At 68.1% G+C, this 21,741-nt stretch carries 22 protein-coding genes; 12 read left to right on the top strand and 10 right to left on the bottom strand.

Annotation, left to right across the window (positions count from 1 at the left end):
* Nucleotides 1-163: 163 nt before the first annotated feature.
* Nucleotides 164-925 (bottom strand): DUF2470 domain-containing protein, encoded by a 762-nt coding sequence (locus GC106_RS39350; RefSeq protein WP_312873239.1) that lies wholly within the window; start codon nt 923-925, stop codon nt 164-166.
* A 311-nt stretch (nt 926-1,236) separates the two neighbouring features.
* Between GC106_RS39350 and GC106_RS39345 the strand changes: the two genes are divergently transcribed.
* The 4 genes from GC106_RS39345 (at nt 1,237) to GC106_RS39330 (ending at nt 4,083) form a co-directional block, all read left to right on the top strand.
* Complete coding sequence (locus GC106_RS39345; protein ID WP_217281528.1) at nt 1,237-1,566, top strand: YciI family protein; 330 nt, start codon at nt 1,237-1,239, stop codon at nt 1,564-1,566.
* Between the two features lie 3 nt (nt 1,567-1,569).
* Nucleotides 1,570-1,884, top strand: a complete 315-nt coding sequence (locus GC106_RS39340) for a YciI family protein (protein WP_173141112.1) — start codon at nt 1,570-1,572, stop codon at nt 1,882-1,884.
* Entirely contained in the window at nt 1,881-3,071 is a 1,191-nt protein-coding gene (locus tag GC106_RS39335; RefSeq protein WP_376777812.1) for an RNA polymerase sigma factor, read from the top strand. The genes GC106_RS39340 and GC106_RS39335 overlap by 4 nt, the downstream gene beginning before the upstream one ends.
* Before the next feature lie 328 nt (nt 3,072-3,399).
* A complete protein-coding gene (locus tag GC106_RS39330) occupies nt 3,400-4,083 on the top strand; it encodes an HAD hydrolase-like protein (RefSeq protein ID WP_312873237.1) in 684 nt (227 codons plus the stop codon).
* A 132-nt stretch (nt 4,084-4,215) separates the two neighbouring features.
* Here the strand turns inward: GC106_RS39330 and GC106_RS39325 are convergent, their stop codons facing one another.
* A complete protein-coding gene (locus GC106_RS39325) occupies nt 4,216-5,253 on the bottom strand; it encodes a hypothetical protein (RefSeq protein ID WP_173141108.1) in 1,038 nt (345 codons plus the stop codon).
* A gap of 190 nt (nt 5,254-5,443) precedes the next feature.
* Here GC106_RS39325 and GC106_RS39320 point away from each other — a divergent pair, with 190 nt between their 5' ends.
* The 3 genes from GC106_RS39320 to GC106_RS39310 all read left to right on the top strand — a co-directional run bounded on the left by GC106_RS39320 (nt 5,444) and on the right by GC106_RS39310 (nt 6,825).
* On the top strand, nt 5,444-5,770 hold the full coding sequence (locus GC106_RS39320; RefSeq protein ID WP_173141106.1) for a hypothetical protein: 327 nt from the start codon (nt 5,444-5,446) through the stop codon (nt 5,768-5,770).
* Nucleotides 5,771-5,839: 69 nt separating this feature from the next.
* Complete coding sequence (locus GC106_RS39315; protein WP_173141104.1) at nt 5,840-6,085, top strand: helix-turn-helix domain-containing protein; 246 nt, start codon at nt 5,840-5,842, stop codon at nt 6,083-6,085.
* A 116-nt stretch (nt 6,086-6,201) separates the two neighbouring features.
* Complete coding sequence (locus tag GC106_RS39310) at nt 6,202-6,825, top strand: LysE family translocator (protein WP_173141102.1); 624 nt, start codon at nt 6,202-6,204, stop codon at nt 6,823-6,825.
* Nucleotides 6,826-6,862: 37 nt separating this feature from the next.
* Here GC106_RS39310 and GC106_RS39305 read toward each other — a convergent pair whose 3' ends face one another.
* From GC106_RS39305 to GC106_RS39280, 6 genes are all read right to left on the bottom strand, one after another.
* Entirely contained in the window at nt 6,863-8,014 is a 1,152-nt protein-coding gene (locus GC106_RS39305) for a VWA domain-containing protein (protein ID WP_173141100.1), read from the bottom strand.
* A complete protein-coding gene (locus GC106_RS39300) occupies nt 8,011-10,197 on the bottom strand; it encodes a DUF5682 family protein (protein ID WP_173141098.1) in 2,187 nt (728 codons plus the stop codon). Before GC106_RS39300 ends, GC106_RS39305 begins: the two co-directional genes overlap by 4 nt.
* Nucleotides 10,194-11,285 carry an ATP-binding protein gene (locus GC106_RS39295; protein WP_173141096.1) on the bottom strand — a complete coding sequence of 364 codons (1,092 nt, stop codon included), beginning with the start codon at nt 11,283-11,285 and terminating at the stop codon, nt 10,194-10,196. Before GC106_RS39295 ends, GC106_RS39300 begins: the two co-directional genes overlap by 4 nt.
* A complete protein-coding gene (locus tag GC106_RS39290) occupies nt 11,282-12,658 on the bottom strand; it encodes a DUF5691 domain-containing protein (protein ID WP_173141095.1) in 1,377 nt (458 codons plus the stop codon). The genes GC106_RS39295 and GC106_RS39290 overlap by 4 nt, the downstream gene beginning before the upstream one ends.
* Nucleotides 12,655-13,938: an SWIM zinc finger family protein gene (locus tag GC106_RS39285; RefSeq protein ID WP_173141093.1), complete on the bottom strand. Its 1,284-nt coding sequence runs from the start codon at nt 13,936-13,938 to the stop codon at nt 12,655-12,657. Before GC106_RS39285 ends, GC106_RS39290 begins: the two co-directional genes overlap by 4 nt.
* 89 nt (nt 13,939-14,027) lie before the next feature.
* Nucleotides 14,028-14,855 (bottom strand): helix-turn-helix domain-containing protein, encoded by an 828-nt coding sequence (locus tag GC106_RS39280; RefSeq protein ID WP_173141091.1) that lies wholly within the window; start codon nt 14,853-14,855, stop codon nt 14,028-14,030.
* Between the two features lie 89 nt (nt 14,856-14,944).
* On the opposite strand from GC106_RS39280, the gene GC106_RS39275 reads away from it, so the two are divergent.
* A complete protein-coding gene (locus tag GC106_RS39275; RefSeq protein ID WP_173141089.1) occupies nt 14,945-15,160 on the top strand; it encodes a hypothetical protein in 216 nt (71 codons plus the stop codon).
* Here GC106_RS39275 and GC106_RS39270 read toward each other — a convergent pair.
* Nucleotides 15,157-16,335 (bottom strand): homogentisate 1,2-dioxygenase, encoded by a 1,179-nt coding sequence (locus tag GC106_RS39270; RefSeq protein WP_173141087.1) that lies wholly within the window; start codon nt 16,333-16,335, stop codon nt 15,157-15,159. The genes GC106_RS39275 and GC106_RS39270 overlap by 4 nt on opposite strands.
* 69 nt (nt 16,336-16,404) lie before the next feature.
* On the opposite strand from GC106_RS39270, the gene GC106_RS39265 reads away from it, so the two are divergent.
* From GC106_RS39265 to GC106_RS39255, 3 genes are read left to right on the top strand one after another with little or no spacing between them, the layout of a single operon-like run.
* Nucleotides 16,405-17,271 carry a hypothetical protein gene (locus GC106_RS39265; protein ID WP_312873236.1) on the top strand — a complete coding sequence of 289 codons (867 nt, stop codon included), beginning with the start codon at nt 16,405-16,407 and terminating at the stop codon, nt 17,269-17,271.
* Entirely contained in the window at nt 17,268-18,431 is a 1,164-nt protein-coding gene (locus GC106_RS39260) for a fumarylacetoacetate hydrolase family protein (RefSeq protein ID WP_173141085.1), read from the top strand. Before GC106_RS39265 ends, GC106_RS39260 begins: the two co-directional genes overlap by 4 nt.
* Complete coding sequence (locus GC106_RS39255) at nt 18,428-19,075, top strand: helix-turn-helix domain-containing protein (RefSeq protein ID WP_173141083.1); 648 nt, start codon at nt 18,428-18,430, stop codon at nt 19,073-19,075. Before GC106_RS39260 ends, GC106_RS39255 begins: the two co-directional genes overlap by 4 nt.
* Here GC106_RS39255 and GC106_RS39250 read toward each other — a convergent pair.
* Nucleotides 18,993-20,180, bottom strand: a complete 1,188-nt coding sequence (locus GC106_RS39250; protein ID WP_173141081.1) for an MFS transporter — start codon at nt 20,178-20,180, stop codon at nt 18,993-18,995. The genes GC106_RS39255 and GC106_RS39250 overlap by 83 nt on opposite strands.
* Nucleotides 20,181-20,264: 84 nt before the next feature.
* On the opposite strand from GC106_RS39250, the gene GC106_RS39245 reads away from it, so the two are divergent.
* Nucleotides 20,265-21,734, top strand: coding sequence for a cytochrome ubiquinol oxidase subunit I (locus GC106_RS39245; protein ID WP_173141079.1), 1,470 nt, complete (start codon nt 20,265-20,267; stop codon nt 21,732-21,734).
* Nucleotides 21,735-21,741: the final 7 nt, after the last annotated feature.

Below are 21,741 nucleotides of genomic sequence, written 5' to 3'. Positions count from 1 at the left end.
TAGGCCGTGTTTCAAATGCCCGATCGCGATAGCCGGGCCGGATGCGGCCCCTGACGCCACCGCGGGACCGCCCAAAGACAACCAGTATTCGCGGCGATCCCGCGGCGACGCCAGGAACCGCCCCGATCCCGACTCTCATCGACCGGGACATTCAAAACACGACCTAGTGCTGCCTGCGCGTCTCCGCGAGGAACGGGCAGCCGACCAGGCGACGTAGTTCGTTCGCCAGTTCGGCTGTCGTCGCCACCGGCTGCTCGAACGCGAGCCGCACGTCGTGGTCGGCGTCGGCTGCCTCGACCCGCAGCCGAAGCCCGAACCGGTCGAGCCCGAGCGGCCGGATGTGACCGCCGCGCAGCTCGTCCGGCAGGTGACGGCCCAGCATCGAGACGACGTCGGTGTGCGCGAGCTCCAAGTGACGCAACCAGTCCGCCTCGTACGCGCAGAACGGGTCCGGCGTCGCGGCGGTGAAGTCCTCCAGCGACAGCGAGTGCGTGCCCTCGGCGTCGGCGAGCACGAGCGAGGCGGGGATGACCTGGAGCATCGTTGCGCCGTGGCCGACGTCCAGCAGACGCGGGTCCGGACGCTCCTCGGCGACCAGCATCGCGGCGCGCCTGGCTTCGTCGTCGGACAGTGCCCGCACCCAGCCCGTGAACCACAGCAGGCCACGCACCGGCTCCCGCAACGGAACCGGCGCAGTGTCCGCGAGCTCGAGCATCGCCGCGAGCTCACCGCGTGGCGCCGCCCACGCGGCCGCCACGAACGGGTTACTCTGCGCGATGAGCACGCTGGCCACGCCGTCCGCGTGCACGTGGTGTGTCAGTGGCACGACTTTTCCGGCACCTTCGGCGGACGGCATCAGCGTGGCCTTGCCGCCGCGCGTGGCGATGGTGCGCGCACGCTCGGCCGGAGTGGGTGTCTCGGTCACTGTCACCTCCAAGTTAGGGCAGCCTAACTTGGAGAGCCGGTTCTTGGGAAGTGGGCGTCACCCGAACCGGTGGGCGACGCCGCCTGCGCCAGCGCTGGACCAGCCGTCCGAGCCGGTTGTCCACTTCGAGGCGGTCCTGGCGGGTTTCGTGGTCGATGCACCAAGCGTGGTTGATCATGGCTTCCTCCTTCGTCATGAAGGCGACGCGCCGGGCCGGCGAAATCGACAGCGCGGGGGATGTCGATTTCCGGCCGTTCCCGCGTCGTGTCGGTGAGAACCTTGACCCGACAAGGAGGCCTTGAGTGCGGTACATGCTGATGATCTGCGACGACGGGGCGAAGCTGGAAAGCCCCGCCGAACTGGACGCCAAGCCCGACCACGTGGCCTGGATGCGCGATCTGGACGAACGCGACATGAGCCGTGGCAGGTACCTGATGCGTCCGCCCGCGGAGGCGAAGACCGTGCGGGTGCGGGACGGCAAGGAACTGGTGTCCGACGGTCCGTTCGCCGAGACCAAGGAGTGGGTCGCGGGCGTCGAACTGATCGAGTGCGCGGACCTGGACGAGGCGATCGCGATCGCGTCGGCCCATGAGGCCGCGGGCCGGTACCCGATCGAGATCCGTCCGTACTGGGAGGACTGAGCGATGAAGTTCATGATGTGGGTCTGCGTGGACGACGCCCTGATCGGGACCACAGAAGACTGCCCGGACACGTGGATCGCCGACACCGGCTCGCGCCACCTGGAAGGCAACCAGCTTCGGCCCGTCTCGGACGCGACAACGCTGTGGCCACGTGACGGCCGGGTTTTCGTGTCGGACGGCCCGTTCGCCGAGACGAAGGAGCAGATCGCGGGCTACGACATCCTGGAGTGCGCCGACATGGACGAAGCGTTGGCGATCGCGGCCAGGCACCCGGTCGCGAAGTTCGGCGCGATCGAAGTGCGGCCGATTTGGGAGTGACGGAAGCGATCGAGGAAGCTTTCCGCGCCGAATGGGGGCGCGTGGTCGCGACCTTGATCCGCCTGACCGGCGACTGGGACCTCGCGGAGGAGTGCACCCAGGAAGCGTTCGCGCGCGCCATGGCCCACTGGCCCCAGGACGGCGTCCCCCGCCGCCCTGGGGCTTGGCTCACCACGACAGCGCGCAACCGTGCCCTCGACCGCATCCGCCGCGCGGCCGCGGAAACCAATCGTCTGGCCGATCTCGCGACCATCGGGTCACCTGAGGCGTCCACAGAGGACTCGTTCCCGGACGACCGGCTGAAGCTGATGTTCACCTGCTGTCACCCGGCACTGCCGCTGGAAGCCCAGGTGGCGCTGACCTTGCGCACGTTGACGGGCATGACCACCCCGGAGATCGCCCGCGCGTTCCTCGTGCCAGAGCCGACCATGGCCCAACGCCTCGTACGCGCGAAACGGAAGATCCACAACGCGCGCATCCCGTACCGCGTTCCGCCGCCTTCGTTGTTGCCTGAACGCACCTCGGGCGTGCTGGGTGTGCTGTACCTGCTGTTCAACCAGGGCTACTCGAACTATTCGTTGGTGGACGAGGCAATCCGCCTCACCAGAGTCCTGGTCTCGCTGATGCCGCACACGCCGGAAGCCAGCGGCCTGCTGGCCCTGATGCTGTTCCACAACTCCCGCCGCGACACCCGCCTCGACGCGTCCGGCGATCTCGTGACGCTCGAAGACCAGGACCGATCCCGATGGGACCAGGAGTTGATCGAGGAAGGCATCGCGGTACTGGACGCGGCGCTGGAACAAGGCCACCCGGGCCCGTACCAACTCCAGGCCGCGATCGCCGCCTGCCACGCCACCGCACCGACGGCATCGGACACGGACTGGCCCCGCATCGCCATGCTGTACGAGGCAATGCTCCGCCTGAACCCGTCACCCGTCATCGAACTGAACCGCGCCGTCGCCGTCGCCATGGCCTCCGGACCGTCCGAGGGCCTGGCACTGCTCGACTCCTTGCAGGACAAGCTCACCGGCTACCACCTCCTGCCCGCGACCCGCGCCGACTTCCTACGGCGGCTCGGCCGCATTCCAGAAGCGGCCGAGGCCTACCGCGAGGCCCTGGAACTCGCACCCACCGATGCCGAACGCCGCTTCCTCACCCGCCGCCTCTCGGAGCTGGACAGCGCTTGACCTGACCGAACTCGGCCCTTCACGGGTCGACCGTTGACACACCGTGGACAGGAAGACTGATCTTTGTAGGCTCAGTGCACGGGTACAGCCAGCTGTGCGGCGAGGCGAGCGGCTTCGGCGGCTACTGACCGACGACCACTGTCGACGATAAATCTGATAGCGGCGCCCCGGTAGAGCGCACCCGTTCCCCGATGCGTCGGGCAAGCTGCTCGTCCACAGTTTCTCGGTCGCCTTGCCTTGGGGGCTGTGACCTCGAATGATGTTACGCGGCACACCCGTGACACGACCAGGTGACAGACTTGCTGGCGTGCCTTCGCCGTGCATACTCGTGCTGTTCGACGTCGACCACACGCTCGTCGAGACGCGCGGGATTGGCCGTGAAATGTATGAACGCGTGTTTCCGGCTGTGACCGGGGTGCCGTTTCACAAGCTCGCTGCTGTCTCCGGACGGACTGAGCTGGACATCATTCGCGAGACCTTGGATCTGCATGGTGTGGAACCCACCGCGGAGGCGATCCGGAAGCTGGCTGATGCTCTGGCTGCGGGCTATGACGCTGCGCGAGATGAACTCGCCGAACGTGGCCGTGCCTTGCCGGGCGTCTTGCGGTCGCTCGCCACATTGGCAGGAGAACCGAAGATCCATCTCGGTGTGCTGACCGGCAATCTGCGGGCTGTCGCGCAGATCAAGCTGGAGGTCTTCGGACTTGATCGATACCTCGACCTGGAGACCAGTGCGTACGGGGACGATCATGCCGTGCGGTCCGAACTCGTGGCGATTGCGCAACGGCGGGCTGCTGAGCGAACAGGCGTCACGTTCGGCAACCGACGCACGATCCTGATCGGTGATACCCCGAACGACGTTGAAGCAGGACTGGTCGCTGGTGTGAGCGTGATAGGCGTGGCCACCGGCGAGAGCACCACCCAGGAATTGCGAGAAGCTGGAGCAACGTGGGTGATCGCTGACCTGGCCGATCCCATAAGCCTGCTTCAGGTCATCGACCAGAACTCGTAGACAGGCCGCGCTGTCAGCTCTGGTTACCGGCAGGTAACCGCCCTAAAGTCCCGACTGGCATCCAGTGGCGGGACCAGAGAACGGCTACACCAGGACAGACGTTCACCTCGCGCGATCAATGATGGACCACTGTCAGACTTTCAGGTGGTATGCGCGTTGCACGCCCTTGGTCGTCGCCGGTTCTTGCCAGGTAAGTGTCCACTCGCCACTGTTGATGGTGAACTCGCGGTCGTAACCCACCCATTTCCCCGTCATGGACTTGCCCATAGGATCGATGATCAGCTGTATGGCACCGTGGTAGACCGCACCACGGTAGTGGCCGGTGAGAGAGGTGCGCTCGGACCAGATTCCTGTTGCGATCGGACCGCTTACCGCAAGATCCAGATTCAGTAGTGATCCATTCGTTGCGGGCACGCTTTGCCCGAACAGCTGATTGCCGCGCTGTCGCATGACGACGTAGTGATCGCCAGAGACGTTCCCGCCCCGACTGGTGCTCGGATAAATGTATCGACTGTGCCATATTCCTTCGTAATCGCCAGCTACTCCACTGGCGGGTGGTGCCTCCTCGGACTCATCGGCGAGCGCAGGCGCGGCCGCCGCCAACGACAGTGCAGCGCTGAGTTTGAGAAGTATGGACCTACGACTCGCGCCCTTCAGGCTATCCGCCCATGAGGCGGTCAAGCGTGCGAGTTCGGTTACGTCAATTGATTCCAGTTTCGAAACAAGACTCGCGGCATTTGTGGGTCGGGTCTTGTCGTCGCCGTGGTCGAGCAAGGCTTGTAGGCCGTGCAGTCGTCCTGCATCCCCGTGAATGGAGTCGCGATCTCGGAAATCGCCGCAATCCCACACCAGATCACTGATGCTGCACTCGTAGAGTTCGGCGAGTCTGCCGAGTACGTCCAACGACGGCGCGTACCCGGTCGATGCCGGCCACAATTCCCAGTACGAGAAGTTCTTGAAGGTCTTCGAGTCCGCAGGCCAGCGACTGTTCCACCGTTCAGCGGCATCCCGCTGGCTCCACCCGTGGGCCATCCGCATCGCCGCGCGTGCGTTGACGTGATACCGGTCGCTGAACACGCGCCCGACTTCAGCCCACGTCTTGCGCTGGGCGCGCAACTCGGCTGACAACTGCCGCTGCTCCTGCCGCTGGCTACGAATCGAGACTGACATGGCGGCTGCTCCTTTCCAGATGGGCGGAACGGTAACGCCTGACCATCATCCGGCAGAACATCCCTGTTGAACAGGGAGGCGCGGACGCGCAAGATCACGGTCTGCCTGGGTGTATCGATTCCCAGGACTGCGGTTTCCTTCTTTCGCATAACGTCGCACGTCAAATCCGCTCACCAGATGGAGTTCAACCGTGTCGGAACAATTCACCGTCGCGCCCGGCAGCACGCCGAACCTTGTTGTCTACGACACCGACTTCACCACTGCTGTCGCCGAGATGGTCACGGAGCACGCACCCCGGCTGTTCGCCGTCGTGCTGGAGTACGGCGAACAGACTGACGCGCGAGTCGCGGCGTGGGGAATGACATTGGAGGACGGTGCCTACATGATCACGGCTGATGGGAAGAATCAGTACGTCTTGGCCGAGCCGGAGAACGCGCTGCGGTATGTCCGTCGCCACACCAATATCACGCCACATCTCGTATGGGCGGCACCTTCCGCACCGCGGGAGCACGAGTAACTTTGCGAAGGCTGAAAGGATTCAGGCACTGGTTGGAGCGGGAAGTGTCAGTGTCGCAAGGAGAATCGCATGCCCGAGCTTGACCGCGAGGCTTGTCCGCGTGCCCAACTGGGAGCGAAGCTCCGCCGCATGCGTCAACAGGCTGGCTTCACACTCGAAGACGCGGCTTCGATGTTGGAAATGTGTCCCAACAACCTGCGCCGCCGAGAGAACGGCTACACCAAGACAGACGTTCACCTCGCGCGATCGATGATGGACCTCTACAACGTCCCCGACGCCACGCTGCTCGACGAGGTACGCGAGGCGTGTCGGTGAAGGCCGCCCTGGGAAGCCAGGTCGGTCGGGTATGCGGCCCGCAAGACGGCGTGGATGTCCGGAATGGGCGGATTTGACCGAGATAACCATTGGCTAGCTGCGGTTATGCTCGCGGCATGGTTACTGGGGTTCAGATGCTCGCCTTCATGGGCGTGGTCCTGCTGGCCGCGATGGCGCCGGGGCCGGATTTCATCATCGTGACCCGGCACGCGGCGGTGTCGGGACGGCGGGCGGGGGTGGCGGCTGGGCTGGGGATCGCCAGCGGCGTGTTCGTCTGGGCGGTTGTGGCGGCGTTCGGTGTGGCCGGTTTGTTGGCGGCGTCGGCGGTCGCGTTCACCGTCGTCAAACTGGTCGGCGCGGCCTACCTCGGTTACCTCGGCATCAAGGCCCTGATCGGAGCGTGGCGGCGCGGCGAGCGTGTGCAGGTGGACGCGCACCTGGCGACAGTCCGGGCCCTGGTGGCGTTCCGGCAAGGGCTGATCACGAACCTGCTGAACCCCAAGTGCGCGGTGTTCTTCGTCGCCCTGATGCCCCAGTTCCTCTCCAGCACGCCGCACACCGGCGAGACGCTGCTGCTCTCGGCGCTCGCCGTGATCGTCACCGCCGTGTGGTTCACCGTGCTGGCGAACATCGTCGGCGTGCTCAAGCGCTTCTTCACCTCCGCGCGCGTCCGCAAGGTGCTGGACTCGATCACCGGCACCATCCTGGTCGCCTTCGGCGTCAAGATCGCCCTGGATTGAGCTACCGGTACACCGGACCTGTTCGACCAGGTCCGGTTCAGCGGCCGACGGCCATGCCTTCTTGTTCCGCCCAGGCGGCGACGTCCTCGCGGCGCAGCGCTGTGGCGAGCAGGTCGGGGAAGGCGTCGGGCGTGCAGGCGAAGGACGGGGCGCCGATGGCGGACAGCCGGGCGGCGAGTTCGTGGTCGTACGAAGGCTTGCCGCTGTCGGACAGGGCGAGCAGGACGACGACCGTCACGCCGCTGGCGACCATTTCCCGCACTCGGCGTTGTAGCTCGGCCGCGACGCCGCCTTCGTAGAGGTCGCTGATCAGCACCACCACGGTGTCGGCGGGGCGGCGGATGTGTTGCTGGGCGTACGCCACCGCGCGGTTGATGTCCGTGCCGCCGCCGAGTTGCGTGGAGAACAACAGGTCAACGGGGTCGTCCAGCGTTTCGGTCAGGTCGACGACCTCGGTGTCGAAGACGACCAGCCGCGTGGTGACCGACCGCAGAGAGGCCAGCGTCGCGCCGAAGACGGCCGAGTACACCACGGATTCGGCCATCGAGCCGGACTGGTCGACCAGCAGGATCACGTCCTTCAAGGCCGCGCTGCGGGACTTGCGGTGCGAACCGATCAGGCTTTCCACCACAAGGGTGCGCTGGTCCGGCTGGTAGTGCCGGAGGTTCGCGCGGATCGTGGCCGGCCAGTCCACATCGGACATCCGGGGCCGCCGGGTCCGCTTGGAGCGGTCGACGGCACCGTTCACCGCCGCGATCAGCCGGTCGGCGAGCTTGCGTTCGATCTCCTCGACCACCTGGCGCACCACCGCGCGGGCGGTTTCCCTGGTGCGCGCGGGAATCGCGTGCGACAGCGAGACCAGCGTGCCGACCAGGTTCACGTCCGGCTCCACCGACGACAGCAGCTCCGGTTCGAGCAAGAGCTTGGTCAGGCCAAGGCGTTCCACCGCGTCGCGCTGCATCACCTGCACGACCGACTTGGGGAAGTACGTCCGCACGTCACCGAGCCAGCGGTGCAGTTTCGGCGAACTGGCGCCGAGCCCGGCGCCACGCTTGCCGTCGCTCTCCCCGCCGCCGTACAGCGCGGTCAGTGCACTGTCGCGACGTGAGTCGTCCTCGTCCAGGCCGGTCAGTTGCTCGGCTTCGGGGCCCAGCAACAGACGCCACCTGCGCGATCGTTCGTCGGTCATACCCGTGCCCCTTCGTAAAGCCCACGCACGAACTCGACAAGCCGAGCGGTGCGCTCGGGGTCGCCGTCGTCGGCGATCAGTACGGCCGGACCGCCACCTTGCGCGACGCGTTCGGCGAGCGTGCGGCGTTCGGGCGCGGAGAAGTTGGAGATCGCCCGGCGCAGCAACGGCAACGCGTCCTCGAACGCCTCGTTCGGCAACCCGGTGAGCCACTCGTCGACCAGGCCGAGCAGCCGTGGATCGGCCGCCAGCCGGACCGCGGAACCACGCAGGAATCCCGCGACAAAAGACGTTCCGGTGCCGAAAGTGGACACGGCCCGTTGCATACGGATCGCGACGGCCTCGGTGTCCAGACGGTCGTCTTCCCACAGCAACCGGGTCGCACGGCCGGTTGGCAGGCCGTGCGCCGACGGTTCGGTTCGGACGAGCCGGTGTAAGGCGTCCCACCAGCCGGCGCTGTGGTCGTCGTCCGCGGCGAGGATGACCGCCTCATGCGCCTTGTCCAATGTCGACAAGGCGACTTCTGCTGTGTCGTCGTCGATCCCGTAGCAGGCCAGCGGAAGACCGGCCGAGCCACGCGCGAGCAACCCGTGCATGGCAGCCCGGAGCAGCTCCGGATCCGTCCCGCGCACCGATCCATATCGGACAGTCGCCGCCAACGCGGGCAACGCCTGGAGCAGTTCCAGAGCATCGGTGGCGGCCGCGGCACAACGGTCGAGCGCGGCCCGTGCCGCCGCGACCGCGCCGACCAGCTCACACGCCACCGCTTCCTGTAGCACCTCGGCGGCATGGGCGACGGTCTCCGCGGACTTCGCCCGCTCCACCAGAACGTGCTCAGCAGCACCCTCCACAGTGGCACCATGGCGGGCAGCCGCGGCGACCGCGACGGCGAGGCCGGGATCCCAACGGACCGTCCACGCCTCGGCGAACGTGCCGAGCGTGCTCGTCTCGTCCGGCTCACCCCACCGGACGTGCAGAACGTGCAACTGCCGAAGAAGCCGGGACCGGCCACGGTCGATCTCGCGGCGCAGGTCGAGCCGCATGTTCTTCTCGGTCGCACTCGCCGGCAGCCGCAACTTCTTCTGCAGCCGTTCCAGGTCGGTGGCCAGCGGTGACCGGGGAACGCCTTCGCCGACCTGGCCCAGTTCCTCCCCGACGACGAGCTTCTCGTGCACGATCCGCAGGCCGACATCGTCGCCACCGCACAGCACGGCCAAAGCCGCTTCGCTGACCTCGGACAACCCAGGCGACGGGCGCCCGCGCAACGCGGCCAACGTGTCCGCGAGACGTACGGCCTCGACCGCGCTCGCGGTGGACGCGGGCAACCCCTCCTCGCGGAGGACATGCGACGTGCGCGCCATCCACCGCGGGATCGTGTCGGTCGGGTACTCCCACAGATGGGCGTACCAACCCGGCGACGCCACGCCTGCGCCGTACCCCGAAGTCGCGGCGAGACGGCCATGACTCCACGGCACCCAGCTGCCGGCGATCTTGCGTTTCGGCAGGCCCTTGAGCAGATCGGCGTCGGCCTTGGCGGCAGGCAGTTCCCGCAGGGCGGGGACGTGCCAGGCGCCGCAGACCACCACGATCGGCCCGTCGTACTCGGTCAGCGCCTTGCGCAGGACCTGACGCATCCACGCCTCGCGCTGCAACGTCCGCTCGTCGACGGTGTCCGCGAACTCCTCCCGCAGGGCCGTCATCGCTTCGGCGACGGCGGCCGCGAGCTGGGTCGGCTCCGCGCTGGAGTGCTCGACCACGTCCTCCCACCAGCGCTCCGGGTCGTCGAACCCGGCCGCCTCGGCGAGCACCCCGAGCGGGTCCACCACCACTCGGTCGACGTCGTCGGTCTTCTCCCGGGACAACGAGATCCCGGCAGGCAGGTCGGCGAACCGCACGTCCACGTTGTGCCGTGCGCCCCACGTCAACGCCTGCCACTCGGGCGAGAACCGCGCGAACGGCCAGAAGGCCGCGTCAGCCGGATCTGCCGCGTCGTGCAGCAGCAGCGCGACGGGCGGGATGAGCTCGCCGACGTGCTCGATCAGGGCGTCGGCATCCGGCGGGCCTTCGACCAGCACGAGCTGCGGTCGCACGACGTCGAGCGCCGCCCGGACCATGCGTGCCGAACCCGGCCCGTGATGCCGGATGCCCAGTAAGGTCACCCGGTCGGGAAGCGGTTTCGTCACGCCGGGTCCAGCTCCCGGCATGCCCGGTAGAGGTCGCGCCATTCCTTGCGCTCCTTGACCACTGCTTCGAGGTATTCCTGCCAGGCCGCGGTGTCCGACACCCGGTCCTTGATCACCGCGCCGAGCAGGCCCGCGGCCAGCTCGTCGGCACCCAGACTGCCGTCGCCGAAGTGGGCGGCCAGCGCCATTCCGCTGGTGACCACCGAGATCGCCTCGGCCGTCGACAGGCTGCCGCTCGGCTTCTTGAGCTGCGTGCGGCCGTCGACCGTGCTGCCGCCCCGCAGTTCGCGGAAGATCCGCACGACCCTGCGCACCTCGTCCAACGCCGGCGGCTCGGACGGCAGTTCCAGCGCACGGCCCAACTGTGCGGCCCGCTGGGAGACGATCTCGACCTCGGCGTCCTCCGTGGCCGGTGGCGGCAGCACGACGGTGTTGAACCGGCGGGCGAGCGCGGAGGACATCTGGTTCACGCCACGGTCCCGGTCGTTGGCCGTCGCGATCACCGTGAACCCGGGGATCGCCTGGAACTGCAGGTTCAGTTCCGGCACGGGCAACGCCTTCTCGGACAGGATCGTGATCAACGAGTCCTGCACCTCGGCGGGCATCCGGGTGAGCTCCTCGATGCGGGCCACGGCGCCGGTCCGCATCGCGCGCAGCACCGGGCTCGGGACCAGGGCGGCCTCGCTGGGGCCCTCGGAGATCAGACGCGCGTAGTTCCAGCCGTACCGGACCGCTTCCTCGCTCGTTCCCGCCGTGCCCTGGACGATGAGCGTCGAGTTGCCGCTGATCGCGGCGGCCAGGTGCTCGGACAGCCACGACTTCGCGGTGCCGGGGACACCGACGAGCAGCAGCGCGCGGTCGGTGACGAGCGTGCCCACCGCGACCTCGACGAGGCGCCGGTCACCGACGTACTTGGGCGTGATGACGGTGCCGTCGGACAGCGTGCCGCCGAGGACGTAGCGCACGACCGCCTGCGGCGAGAGCCGCCACTGCGGCGGGCGCGGCTTGTCGTCGGTCGCGGCCAGCGCGGTGAGCTCGTCGGCGTACTGCGTTTCCGCACTTGGGCGCAGCACAGTCGGTGTGGTCACGGGTTTCCGCTCCGTTCGATCTCTTCGTGAAGTTCGGTTCGCAGCCGCAGGACGAGTTCTTCGGCGCCGTGCACCGGCCAGCGGGTGGCTATCCGGGGCCAGTGGTCGTGCAGGACGCGAAGGTCGCCGCGGCGTAACAAGGCTTCGGGAGGACGGCCGACGCGCCAGCCGCGGTCGGCCAGTTCGGCGAACCGCTCCAGCACGACCCTGGTCACGTCCGGGTTCCAGGGCGAGGGCAGCAGTCCGCAGAAGTAGTCGAGTTCGTTGGCGTCCCACGACCCGGCGAGCTTGATCAGCACGCGGGACAGCGTGGGCGACGGGAGGTTGTCCAACGCGTCGAGCAGAGCCGTCGAGCTGATCGTGGAGGACAGGTCGGTCAGCCACGGCACGGGATCCTGCGCAGCGCCGAGGTTCTCCGCGACGCCCTGCAACAGCGCGGTTCCCCACGTGCTCAGGCGCATCTTGCGGGGTGCCTTCGGGCCGAGCCAGTCGATCCAGAAATCCGGCGACACGCTGGCGGCGTCGGCCTTCAGCCGCGCCGACCCCGTGCGGCGGACCGGTGAGTCGCGCAGTTCCTCACGGGTCGGCTCCTGCTCGTACGGTCCCTCCGGGTGCAGGTCGACGGTCGCTTCGACCAGCCCGTCACGCAGACGCTGCTCGGCCCGTTTGGACAGTGCGGAGCCCGGGAGCTTGCGCAGCAACGCGACCGCTTCCTCGCGGACGTTGGCCGACCGGTCGTCGAGCGCCTGTTCGAGGATCGGTTCGTCCTCGGCGGCGAGCTTTTCCGACAGCGCCGCGATGAGCAGCTTGCGGTCCTCGACCCGGCGCAGCTGCGGCCAGTTCTCCGCGATGTACGCCCGGAACCGCGGCGGATCCTGTTTGCGGGCGGTGACAAGGCGCGCTTTGCGTTGCATCGGCGACAGGTCGAGGGCCTCGTCGATGTCGATGAGGGTGTCCTGCTCGGGTTCACCGGCCGCCCACGCCCAGCCGACCCGCCGCTGCGCGAGCCACCGCCCCCGCGAGCCCAGAGCGGGCAGGACCGCGTCGCGGACAACGGATCGGGCCGTCGCGGCGGCCAGGATGTCCGGCAGTTGGCGATACGGCACGACGAGGTTCGCGCGGTCGAGCGCGAGACAGCACTCCCGCAGCATCTCGTTGTCCTCGGTCGCCATGACCTGGCTGAAGATCGCGCCGACCCGCGCGGACGCCTGCCTGCGGTGGTCCTGGGGCGCGGGCTCGATCGGTTCGGCGTCCGCCACGGGCGCGATCCGGCCGCCGCGCCGGGCCAGGCCGTACGCGGCGCAGTCGGCCAGCGCCTGGTCGGGCTCGGACGAGCCGATGATGATCTTCTGGGTGACCTCGGCCCAGCTCACGAGACCACCTCCGGTGCACCGCCAGGCTCGGCGACCGCGCCAAGCCGGAAGGACCAGCCGTCCCACAGCCCGATGGCGTCGAACGGTTCGCCGCCGTGGAGGGCGAGCGCACGGTCGGCCGCGATGTCGTCGACGACCGGCAACGCGCGGCCGTCGGTGTCGATCGCGGTGAGGCCCTCGGCCAGGCGGATCTGCTTGCACGTCAGAGGATGCAGCCGTTGCCACGGGTCTTGCCGGAGGAGCGGTTCCAGGCCTGCCAACGCGTCCGTCCAGGTGTCGGAGATGTCGATGGGACGGGCGGCGACCGACGGATCACGGTCGCCGACAGCCATCCGGCGCGGTGCGCCCGCGGGATACGGGTGCAGATTCCCGGTGAATTCACCGACCGGCAGGGCCGGGCCGGGAATGGCGTTCCCCGCCGCATGGCGGATGACGGTCACCCATTCGCGCCGCTCGCGTCCCCACACCCATTGCCGGGTTGTGCGTACACGGCCGTCGTCCTCGTCCTTACGAAGGAGGACAACCCACGTGTCATGCCATGCGGGTTTGTCACGCACCTCTTGTTCGGTCACCGTGTAGCCCAGACGCATGCGTACGACGTCGTTCATCTCGGGCGGCGGGTTGGCCGCGAGCGTGACGAGCAGGTGCAGGCTGCCGAGACGGTCGGCGGCCCGTTCGGCCCAGTTGCTGCCGCCGGAGAACACCACGGTGGCAAGGTCTTCCACAGCGCCGGCCAGGCCGGGAGCCTGCGCGTCGACCATCCGCCGGATGATGGATTCCCACCAGGTGCGATCCCGCCCGGCGAGTTCGGCCACGCCCCGCCTGGCGACATCGGCCAGCCATTCCCGCAGCCCCGCGACACCACCTTGGACGGCCAGATCCCGCGCCTCCACGGTTCTGGCCCGTTGCGCGGCCCGCCGCTCGACGGCTTCGGGCGAGTCGTCGAGCGGTTTCGGCGTTTGCCGGACCTCACGGCGGTGCTGCCATTCACTGACCCATTCGGGTGGCTGACCGGCCGGTGCTGAGCCGCGCGCGTGCAGGACCTGGACGGCGATCGCGTGTTTGCACGGGAATTTCCGTGACGGGCACGAGCATTTTGTCGCCCGGTCGCCGAGGTCGACGCACACTTGGTACGGCTTTTTGCCGCTGCCTTTGCACAGGCCCCATAGAGCGTGCTCGTCGTGCCCGAGCTCGCTCCAGTTGCCGGGCGCGGCCAGCCGGGCCGCGCTGCCCGCGACCTGCTTGTCCGGGCTCAGCGCCAGGACCGCGTCGACATCCATTCCGCAAGACCCCCAACAAAGTCTCGATCTCGGGTGAGACTCTAGGGCCACCCACCGACAATCCGGTGTTGCCGCAGGTCAGCGGATGATCATGGCCGGCCGGTGCGCCGCTTGATCAGCGCGACGGACTCGGCCGGGTCCAGCGCGACCGACTGGAGCTGGGCGAAGACCATTCTGGCTTCCCGGACCTCGTCCTCGTCCTCATTGTGCACGGTGCCGGTGACGTGTTCGACGTACAGGTATTCGGGGTCCTCCGGATCGGGGAAGGACAGCAGGCAGAACGGGCCGGGCAACGCGTCGTGCACGCCCTGCGCGAGAGTCAGCACGCGCAGATTCACGGTCGGCAGATTCGCGAGCTCGATCAGGTGGTGCAACTGTTCGCGCATCACCGCGGGACCGCCGACCTGACGCAGCAACGCGGCCTCGTCGACGATCGCGGTGTAGGTCAGCGGCCGTTCCTCGGAGATCAGTCGGCGTTGCCGGAACAGCCGGATCAGCGCCGCCTGGTCGGAATTCGTGCGGCCACGAGTCGTGACGAGAGCACGGATGTAACCGTCAGTCTGCAACAGCCCCGGGACGATCTGCGCGGCGAACTCGTCGACGTGACTCGCCTCCGTTTCCACGGCGAGATATCCGCCATTGTCCTGCACGCCATAAGCGGAGAACCACGGCTTCCTGAGCGAGCGGCGTGTTTCGTCGATCAGGGCCTGGTCGACGTGGTCGTACAGATCCATCATCGTCCGGACGAGATGCACATTCGCTTTCGTCTCGCCCGTCTCTATACGATGCAACGCACTGCGTGTCTTGTCCAACGCGTACGCGGCTGAGTCAAGCGTATGACCGGACGCTTCCCGCATACGCCGTAGCTTTGCCCCCAGCCTTCGGCGCAGATATGGTGGGCGTTCTGCTTTAGCCATGCGGGCATAAAACACCACGCCGGTTCAATATTGGGAATTCCAGTTGTGCACACGACGGAGTTGAGTGTCCCATGTGGATACTCGGAACCATGGACGCGCAACTTTTCACGCTCACCAACGCCGAGAACCCGAACCAGGTCTTCGCGTGGGGCATGCAGATCACCGCGGGCGACGACGTCGAGGCCGTGGTCTACCGACGTGATCCGATCACCCGGCGGACCATGTTCGGCGTGCACAACTCGGCCGAGGACGCCCTCGCCCGCTACGGCGGCAGCCGCGATCTGGCTCTGCAGTGGGAGAACTAGCCCTCGCTGGGGCCGCGCCGTGCCCAGCTCCACGCGTACGACGGGTCCTCGCAGGCCTCGGCCGCCTCGCCGAGCTCCAACGGGCGGAACGTGTCGACCATGACCGCGGTCTCGTCGAACTGTTCCACGCCAAGGGAAGCCTCGACGGCGCCGGGCTGTGGGCCGTGCGTACACCCGGACGGGTGCAGTGACAACGAACCCAACCCGATCCCGGAACCCTTACGGGCCTCGTAGTTCCCGCCGACGTAGAACATCAGCTCGTCGGAGTCCACGTTGGCGTGGTTGTACGGCACAGGCACAGCCAAGGGGTGGTAGTCCACTTTGCGCGGACAGAACGAGCACACCACGAAGTTCGGGCCTTCGAACGTCTGGTGCACGGGCGGCGGCTGGTGCACGCGGCCGGTGATCGGCTCGAAGTCACGGATGTTGAACACCCACGGGTACAGTGCGCCGTCCCAGCCGACCACGTCGAACGGGTGGTGGGCGTACGTGAAGCGGGTGACGCCCGCGCGGTGCCGGACGAGAACGTCCACATCCTCGCCGTCGACCAGCAGGGGCTCGGTCGGCGCGCGGAGGTCACGCTCGCAGTACGGCGAGTGCTCCAGGAACTGTCCCTTCGAGGACAGGTACCGCTTCGGCGGGCCGATGTGCCCGGTCGCCTCCAGGACGAGCATCCGGAGGTCCTCGCCGGGCACCACCCGGTACGTGCACGAGGTCGGGATCACGACGTAGTCGCCGTCGCCGACGGTCAGCGCGCCGTAGATCGTCTCGACCACCGCGGTGCCTGTCTGTACGTACAGCAGCTCGTCACCGGCCGCGTTGCGGTACAGCGGTGACGGCTGCGTCGCGGCGACGAAGCAGATCTTCACGTCGGCGTTGCCGAACAACAGGCGACGCCCGGTCACGGCGTCCACCTCGGCGGGCGAGTCCCACTTCAGGTCCTGCGAGCGGAAGTGCCGGGGCTTGAGCGGCATGTTCGGCGACGTCGAGCGCTCGTCGGCGACCTGGACGGCGTTGACGATCGCGGTCGGCAGGTGCCGGTGGTAGAGCAGTGCCGAGTCACTCGAGAAGCCTTCCACACCCATCAGCTCTTCGGCGTAGAGCGATCCGTCCGGTGCGCGGAACTGGGTGTGCCTCTTTCGGGGTATCTCGCCCACGCTTCGGTAGTAAGGCATGACCTCTCTCCTGTGTCCGGATAGCGGACATTTTTGTTCAGTTCCCGGTACGCTACTAGCGTGTCAGCCGTGTCAAGCGCAGTCGAACTCCCGCCGCCCGGCCCTCGAGGTGTTCCGCCCCTGCTCGCGAGGCTTGTCGACGACGCCGCCCTGTTCCCGCCGGGCAACGCCGCGATGCCCGACGCGATCGCCGCGCACCTGGAGATGCGGTCGTCGAACCGGGCCGCGGTGATGGGCCTCTTCCTCTGTCCGGCGTCCCGGTTGCCCGAGCTGATCACCGAGCTGATCAAGGTCCGCCCGGTCAAGCCGGTCGCCCTGTCGCTGGTGATCGACACCGGTCTCGGCGGCGTGCCCAAGGCACTGTCGATCGTCGAGTCCCGCACCGAGCTGCTCGCGCTGCGGATGGTCGAGATGCCGGCGCCGTCCGACGTCGACGACCAGTGGCTCGAACGGGTCTCCGAGTTCGTGCCGGAGGACGTCATCCGGGTGATCGAGCCGCGCCGCGGCGGCCCGGACTGGCTGGCGAGCATCCGCAAGGTCGCCGAGCACGGCAGCTGGCCCAAGCTGCGCTGCGGCGGGCTGAGCCAGCAGGCGTTCCCGACCGTGGACGAGATCTCCGACTTCCTCTCGGTGGTCAGCGCCGGCGGCGTGTCGTTCAAGGCGACGGCGGGCCTGCACAACGCGGTCCGGCACACTGACGAGGAGACCGGGTTCACCCACCACGGCTTCCTCAACCTGCTCGTGGCGACCGCGCGGTCGCTGGCGGGCGGAGACGTCCGCGAGGCGCTGAACAGCACCGACTCCGAGGCGCTGGCCAAGGAGGCGAGCGAGTTGTCCGAGGCGGCCTCGCACGCGGTCCGGGGTGTCTTCGCGTCCTACGGTTCGTGCTCGCTGGCCGAGCCGGTCGCCGACTTGGAACAACTGGGGTTGCTGTGACGTGGGTGGACGACGAGGCCTTCAGCCCGGACCAGCCGTTCGGTCCGCAGACGCTGCCGTACGGCGTGGTGGACGGCCAGGTCGCCGTGCGGCTCGGCGACCGGGCCCTGCCGCTGCGGCCGATCGCGTCCTCCTTCGGTGACCACGCCGATCTGGTGGCCGCGGACTCGCTCAACCCGCTGCTCGCCGCGGGCAGACAGGCCTGGACGGACGTCCGCGCGCGGCTGATGGAGCTGACGCAGGCGTCGGCCGCGCCCAAGGGCGCCACGCTGGTTCCGATCGACAACGCCGTTCTGCCGTTCGCGGTCGCCGACTACGTGGACTTCTACTCGTCGAAGTACCACGCGGAGAACGCGGGCAGGATCTTCCGGCCGAACGACTCGCCCTTGCTGCCCAACTGGACCCATTTGCCGGTCGGGTACCACGGCCGCGCCGGGACCGTCGTCGTGTCGGGCACGCCGGTCGTGCGTCCGCACGGCCAGCGGAAGGGCCCTGTCTTCGGCCCGTCGCAGCGGCTGGACATCGAGGCCGAGGTCGGGTTCGTCTGCGGGGGACCGGTGACCGGCCGGGTGCCGACGTCCGCCGCGGCGGACCACGTGTTCGGCGTGGTGCTGGTGAACGACTGGTCCGCGCGGGACATCCAGGGCTGGGAGTACCAGCCGCTCGGGCCGTTCCTCGGCAAGTCGTTCGCGACGTCGATCTCGGCATGGGTGACCCCGCTCGACGCGTTCTCGGCCGCGCGCGTGCACACGCCGCCGCGGACGCACCCGGTGCAGGAGTACCTCGTCGAGGACCAGCCATGGGGCCTGGACCTGCTGCTGCGGATCGACTGGAACAACACGACCGTGTCCCGGCCGAGGTTCGCGGACATGTTCTACTCGTTCGCCCAGCAACTGGCGCACATGACCGTGAACGGCGCGACCGTGCGGCCCGGCGACCTGTTCGCGTCCGGCACGGTGTCCGGCCCGGAGCGCGACCAGCTGGGCTGCTTCCTCGAGATGAGCTGGGGCGGCCGGGACAAGATCACGCTCGCCGGCGGTGAACAGCGCACGTTCCTGGAGGATCACGACACCGTGCGGATCACCGCGACCGCGCCGGGCCCGGACGGCTCGGTCGTCGGGCTCGCGGAGGTCGTCGGCACAGTGTTGCCCGCGTCATGACCTCCCCGGGCGCGCACGGCAAAGAGAGCTCCCTGACGCTCGACCGGGGGCTGGCGCTGTTGCAGGCGGTCGCGGACTCCGAGTCCGAGGCGCCGACCATCAGCGACCTCGCCGCCGCGATCGGCGCCAGCCGCGCGGCGGTGTACCGCCTTCTGGTGCCGTTGCAGGCCCGTGGGCTGGTCCGGCGGGAGGGATCGCGTGTTCGCCTCGGTCTGGGGCTGCTGAGGCTCTCTGCGCGCGTTCTGCCGCAATTGCGGCATGCCGCGTTGCCCGCGCTGCGTGAGCTCGCCGAGTCGATCGGCGCGACCGCTCACCTGACGGTCGCCGACGGAGACGAAGCACAGGCCGTCGCCGTCGTCGAGCCGTCGTGGACGGCGTATCACGTCGCCTACCGCGTGGGGACGCGTCACTCGCTGCGTAAGGGCGCTGCGGGCAAGGCCATCCTGTTGCCGTTCGACGGTCCGGAATGGGTCGCGACGGCCGGAGAGCTTCAGGCGGGGGCGTACGGCATCGCAGCGCCGGTGCGGGGCGTGTCAGGGCTACGGGCGAGCGTCGGCGTGGTCACTTTTGAGCGTCTGCACGCGGAGGTTGTGGGACCTCAGGTCGTACGGACTGCTGCCGAGGTCGCGACTGCGTTGCGATGACCGCGGGTATGGCAGCCGCTGAGGTCGCGGCCAACGTCAGCCATAGCGCCGTCACGCCGACCGTCATCAGGCCGGTGAGCAACCACGGCCCGGCAGCGACCGCGATGCCCCAGGACAGCTGGAACAGCGCGCTGGCCCGGCCCTGGGCCTGCTTGGGGGCAGCGTCGGCGGCAGCGGCCGTGCTGAGCGGGCTGAAGAGGGCCTCGGCGACGGACATGACCGCGCTCGTGGCGAAGATGACCGGCGTGGCCGGGAAGATCGCCAGCGCGCCGAAGCTCACCGCGAACAGCCCGGCGCCGACGATCATGCCAAGGCTGCGCGGGAACCTCTCGGCGATCCGCAACACGGGTTCCTGCACGAGGATGTAGACGACCGTGCCGATGATCATCGCGGCTCCGGCGACCCACTGCTGCATGTGCAGCTCGTTGATCACCACGAGCGGCAGGACCGTGTACTTGCCGACGCTGGCGAGGCAGAACAGGACCTGTGTCGCGCAGATGGCCACGTACCGGCGGTCCCGCAGCACAACCGGCCAGCCCGCTTTCACCGTGGTCTGTCCCGGAGTCGTGATACCGAGCAGGATCACCGCCGCCAGGCCGAGCGCCGCCGCGGCCACGTAGTTCACGACGTTGTAGATCGCCGGATCGGCCACGTCCGGCATGACGCCGATCAACGCCGAGCCGATGCCGAAGCCGGCGAACCGGCCGATCGACTGGCGGCCGAGCAGCCGTTCGACGTCCCGCTCACCGGTGCTGACGGCTTTGGCGAACGGCGCGTTCGACGTCCAAAAGAGACGGTCGCCCACACTGATCACCGTCGCCACGAGGATCGCCTCCGGCACGGTGTCGGCCTGCGGGTAGTACGCGAACCCGGCCAGCCGGACCACATTGGACGCGATCACCAGCCGCGCGGGCCCGATCCGGTCCAGCAGCATGCCCACGGCAGGGCCGGCCGTCACGCCGATCAGACCGCCGACCGTGATGCTCATCCCCGCTGTGGTGTCCGCCATGTGCTGCACGTTCACCAGGAACAGCAGCGCGAACGGCGGCCACACACCGCTGGCCGTCGAATCGATGATGGACGCGATCGCGAACCGCGTGCGCATAGTCACACCCCCCGGGACCTAGGTCCCGACGATAGGGGACTGCCGCACCAAGAGAAAAATCTCCGCCGGTCGCAGGATCGTGGTGTGGACGTTCTGGATCTGGCCCGGTGGCAGTTCGGCATCACCACCGTCTACCACTTCCTGATGGTCCCGCTGACGATCGGACTGGCGGTCCTCGTCGCCGGGATGCAGACGGCGTGGGTGCGTACCGGTGACGTGAAGTACCTGAAGATGACCAAGTTCTGGGGCAAGTTGATGCTGGTCAACTTCGCCATGGGGGTGGTCACCGGGATCGTCCAGGAGTTCCAGTTCGGGATGTCCTGGAGCGCGTACTCGAAGTTCGTCGGCGACGCGTTCGGCGCGCCGCTGGCGATGGAGGGCCTGCTGGCGTTCTTCGTCGAGTCCACGTTCCTCGGGCTGTGGATCTTCGGCTGGGACAAGCTGCCCAAGAAGGTCCACCTGGCGTGTGCGTGGGCGTTCTCGCTGGCCACGATCGCCTCGGCGTACTTCATCCTGGCCGCCAACTCGTGGATGCAGCACCCGGTCGGCGTCGAACTGGTCGACGGACGGCCGCGGCTCACCTCGATCTGGGCCCTGCTGACCAACAACACCGCGCTGGCCGCGGTCCCGCACACGATCGCCGGGTGTTTCGCGGTGGCCGGGGCGTTCCTGGTCGGCATCGCGGTCTGGCACCTGACGCGGCGGCGTGAGGAACAGGCGGTGTGGCGGTCGTCGCTCAAGCTCGGCGGCGTGGTCGGGATGATCTCGTTCGGGCTGCTCGCGGTGACCGGCGACCTCCAGGGCAAGCTGATGTTCGAGCAGCAGCCGATGAAGATGGCCGCGGCGGAGGCGTTGTGCCACACCGAACAACCGGCCAGCTTCTCGGTCTTCGCCTACGGGGACGTGGCCAGGCCGGACTGCGAGAACGTCAAGTCGATCACCGTGCCCGCGCTGCTGTCCTTCCTGGCGCACAACGACTTCACCAGCGAGGTCAAGGGCATCGAGGACCTCGTCAAGGAGTACCAGGCCAAGTACGGCGAGTTCTACCCGGTCGACCCGAAGCTCGGCGAGCTGTCCGGGCAGCCGATCGACTACGTGCCCAACCTGCCGGTCACGTACTGGGGTTTCCGGTTCATGATCGGGTTCGGCGCGCTGGCGGCGTTGGCGGCCGCGGCGGCGTTGTGGCTGACTCGCGGCGGGCGCATGCCGCAGTCGCCGTGGTTCCGCCGGGCCGCGCTGGCGGGCATCGCGACTCCGTTCCTGGCCAACAGTTTCGGGTGGATCTTCACCGAGATGGGACGGCAGCCGTTTGTGGTCGTGCCGAACCCGACCGGGGTCGACGGGGTCTGGATGTTCACCGCGCGCGGTGTCTCCGGGCTGACCGTCGGGGAGGTCCTGACCTCGTTGATCGTGCTGACGACGGTCTACGCGGCACTGGCTGTCCTTGAGGTGTTCCTGTTGCGGCGCTACGCCCGCGCGGGAATCGCCGGGGTGATGCCGCCGCCGGACAAGCCCGCCGAGAAGAAGTCCGACGAACTCGCGTTCGCGTACTAGGAGTCTG

The sequence above is a fragment of the Kibdelosporangium persicum genome, from assembly GCF_013280595.1.
GTDB lineage: Bacteria > Actinomycetota > Actinomycetes > Mycobacteriales > Pseudonocardiaceae > Kibdelosporangium > Kibdelosporangium persicum.
The sequence above is the reverse complement of the archived record's forward strand: the minus strand, read 5'-3'. Positions and strand labels throughout refer to the sequence as shown.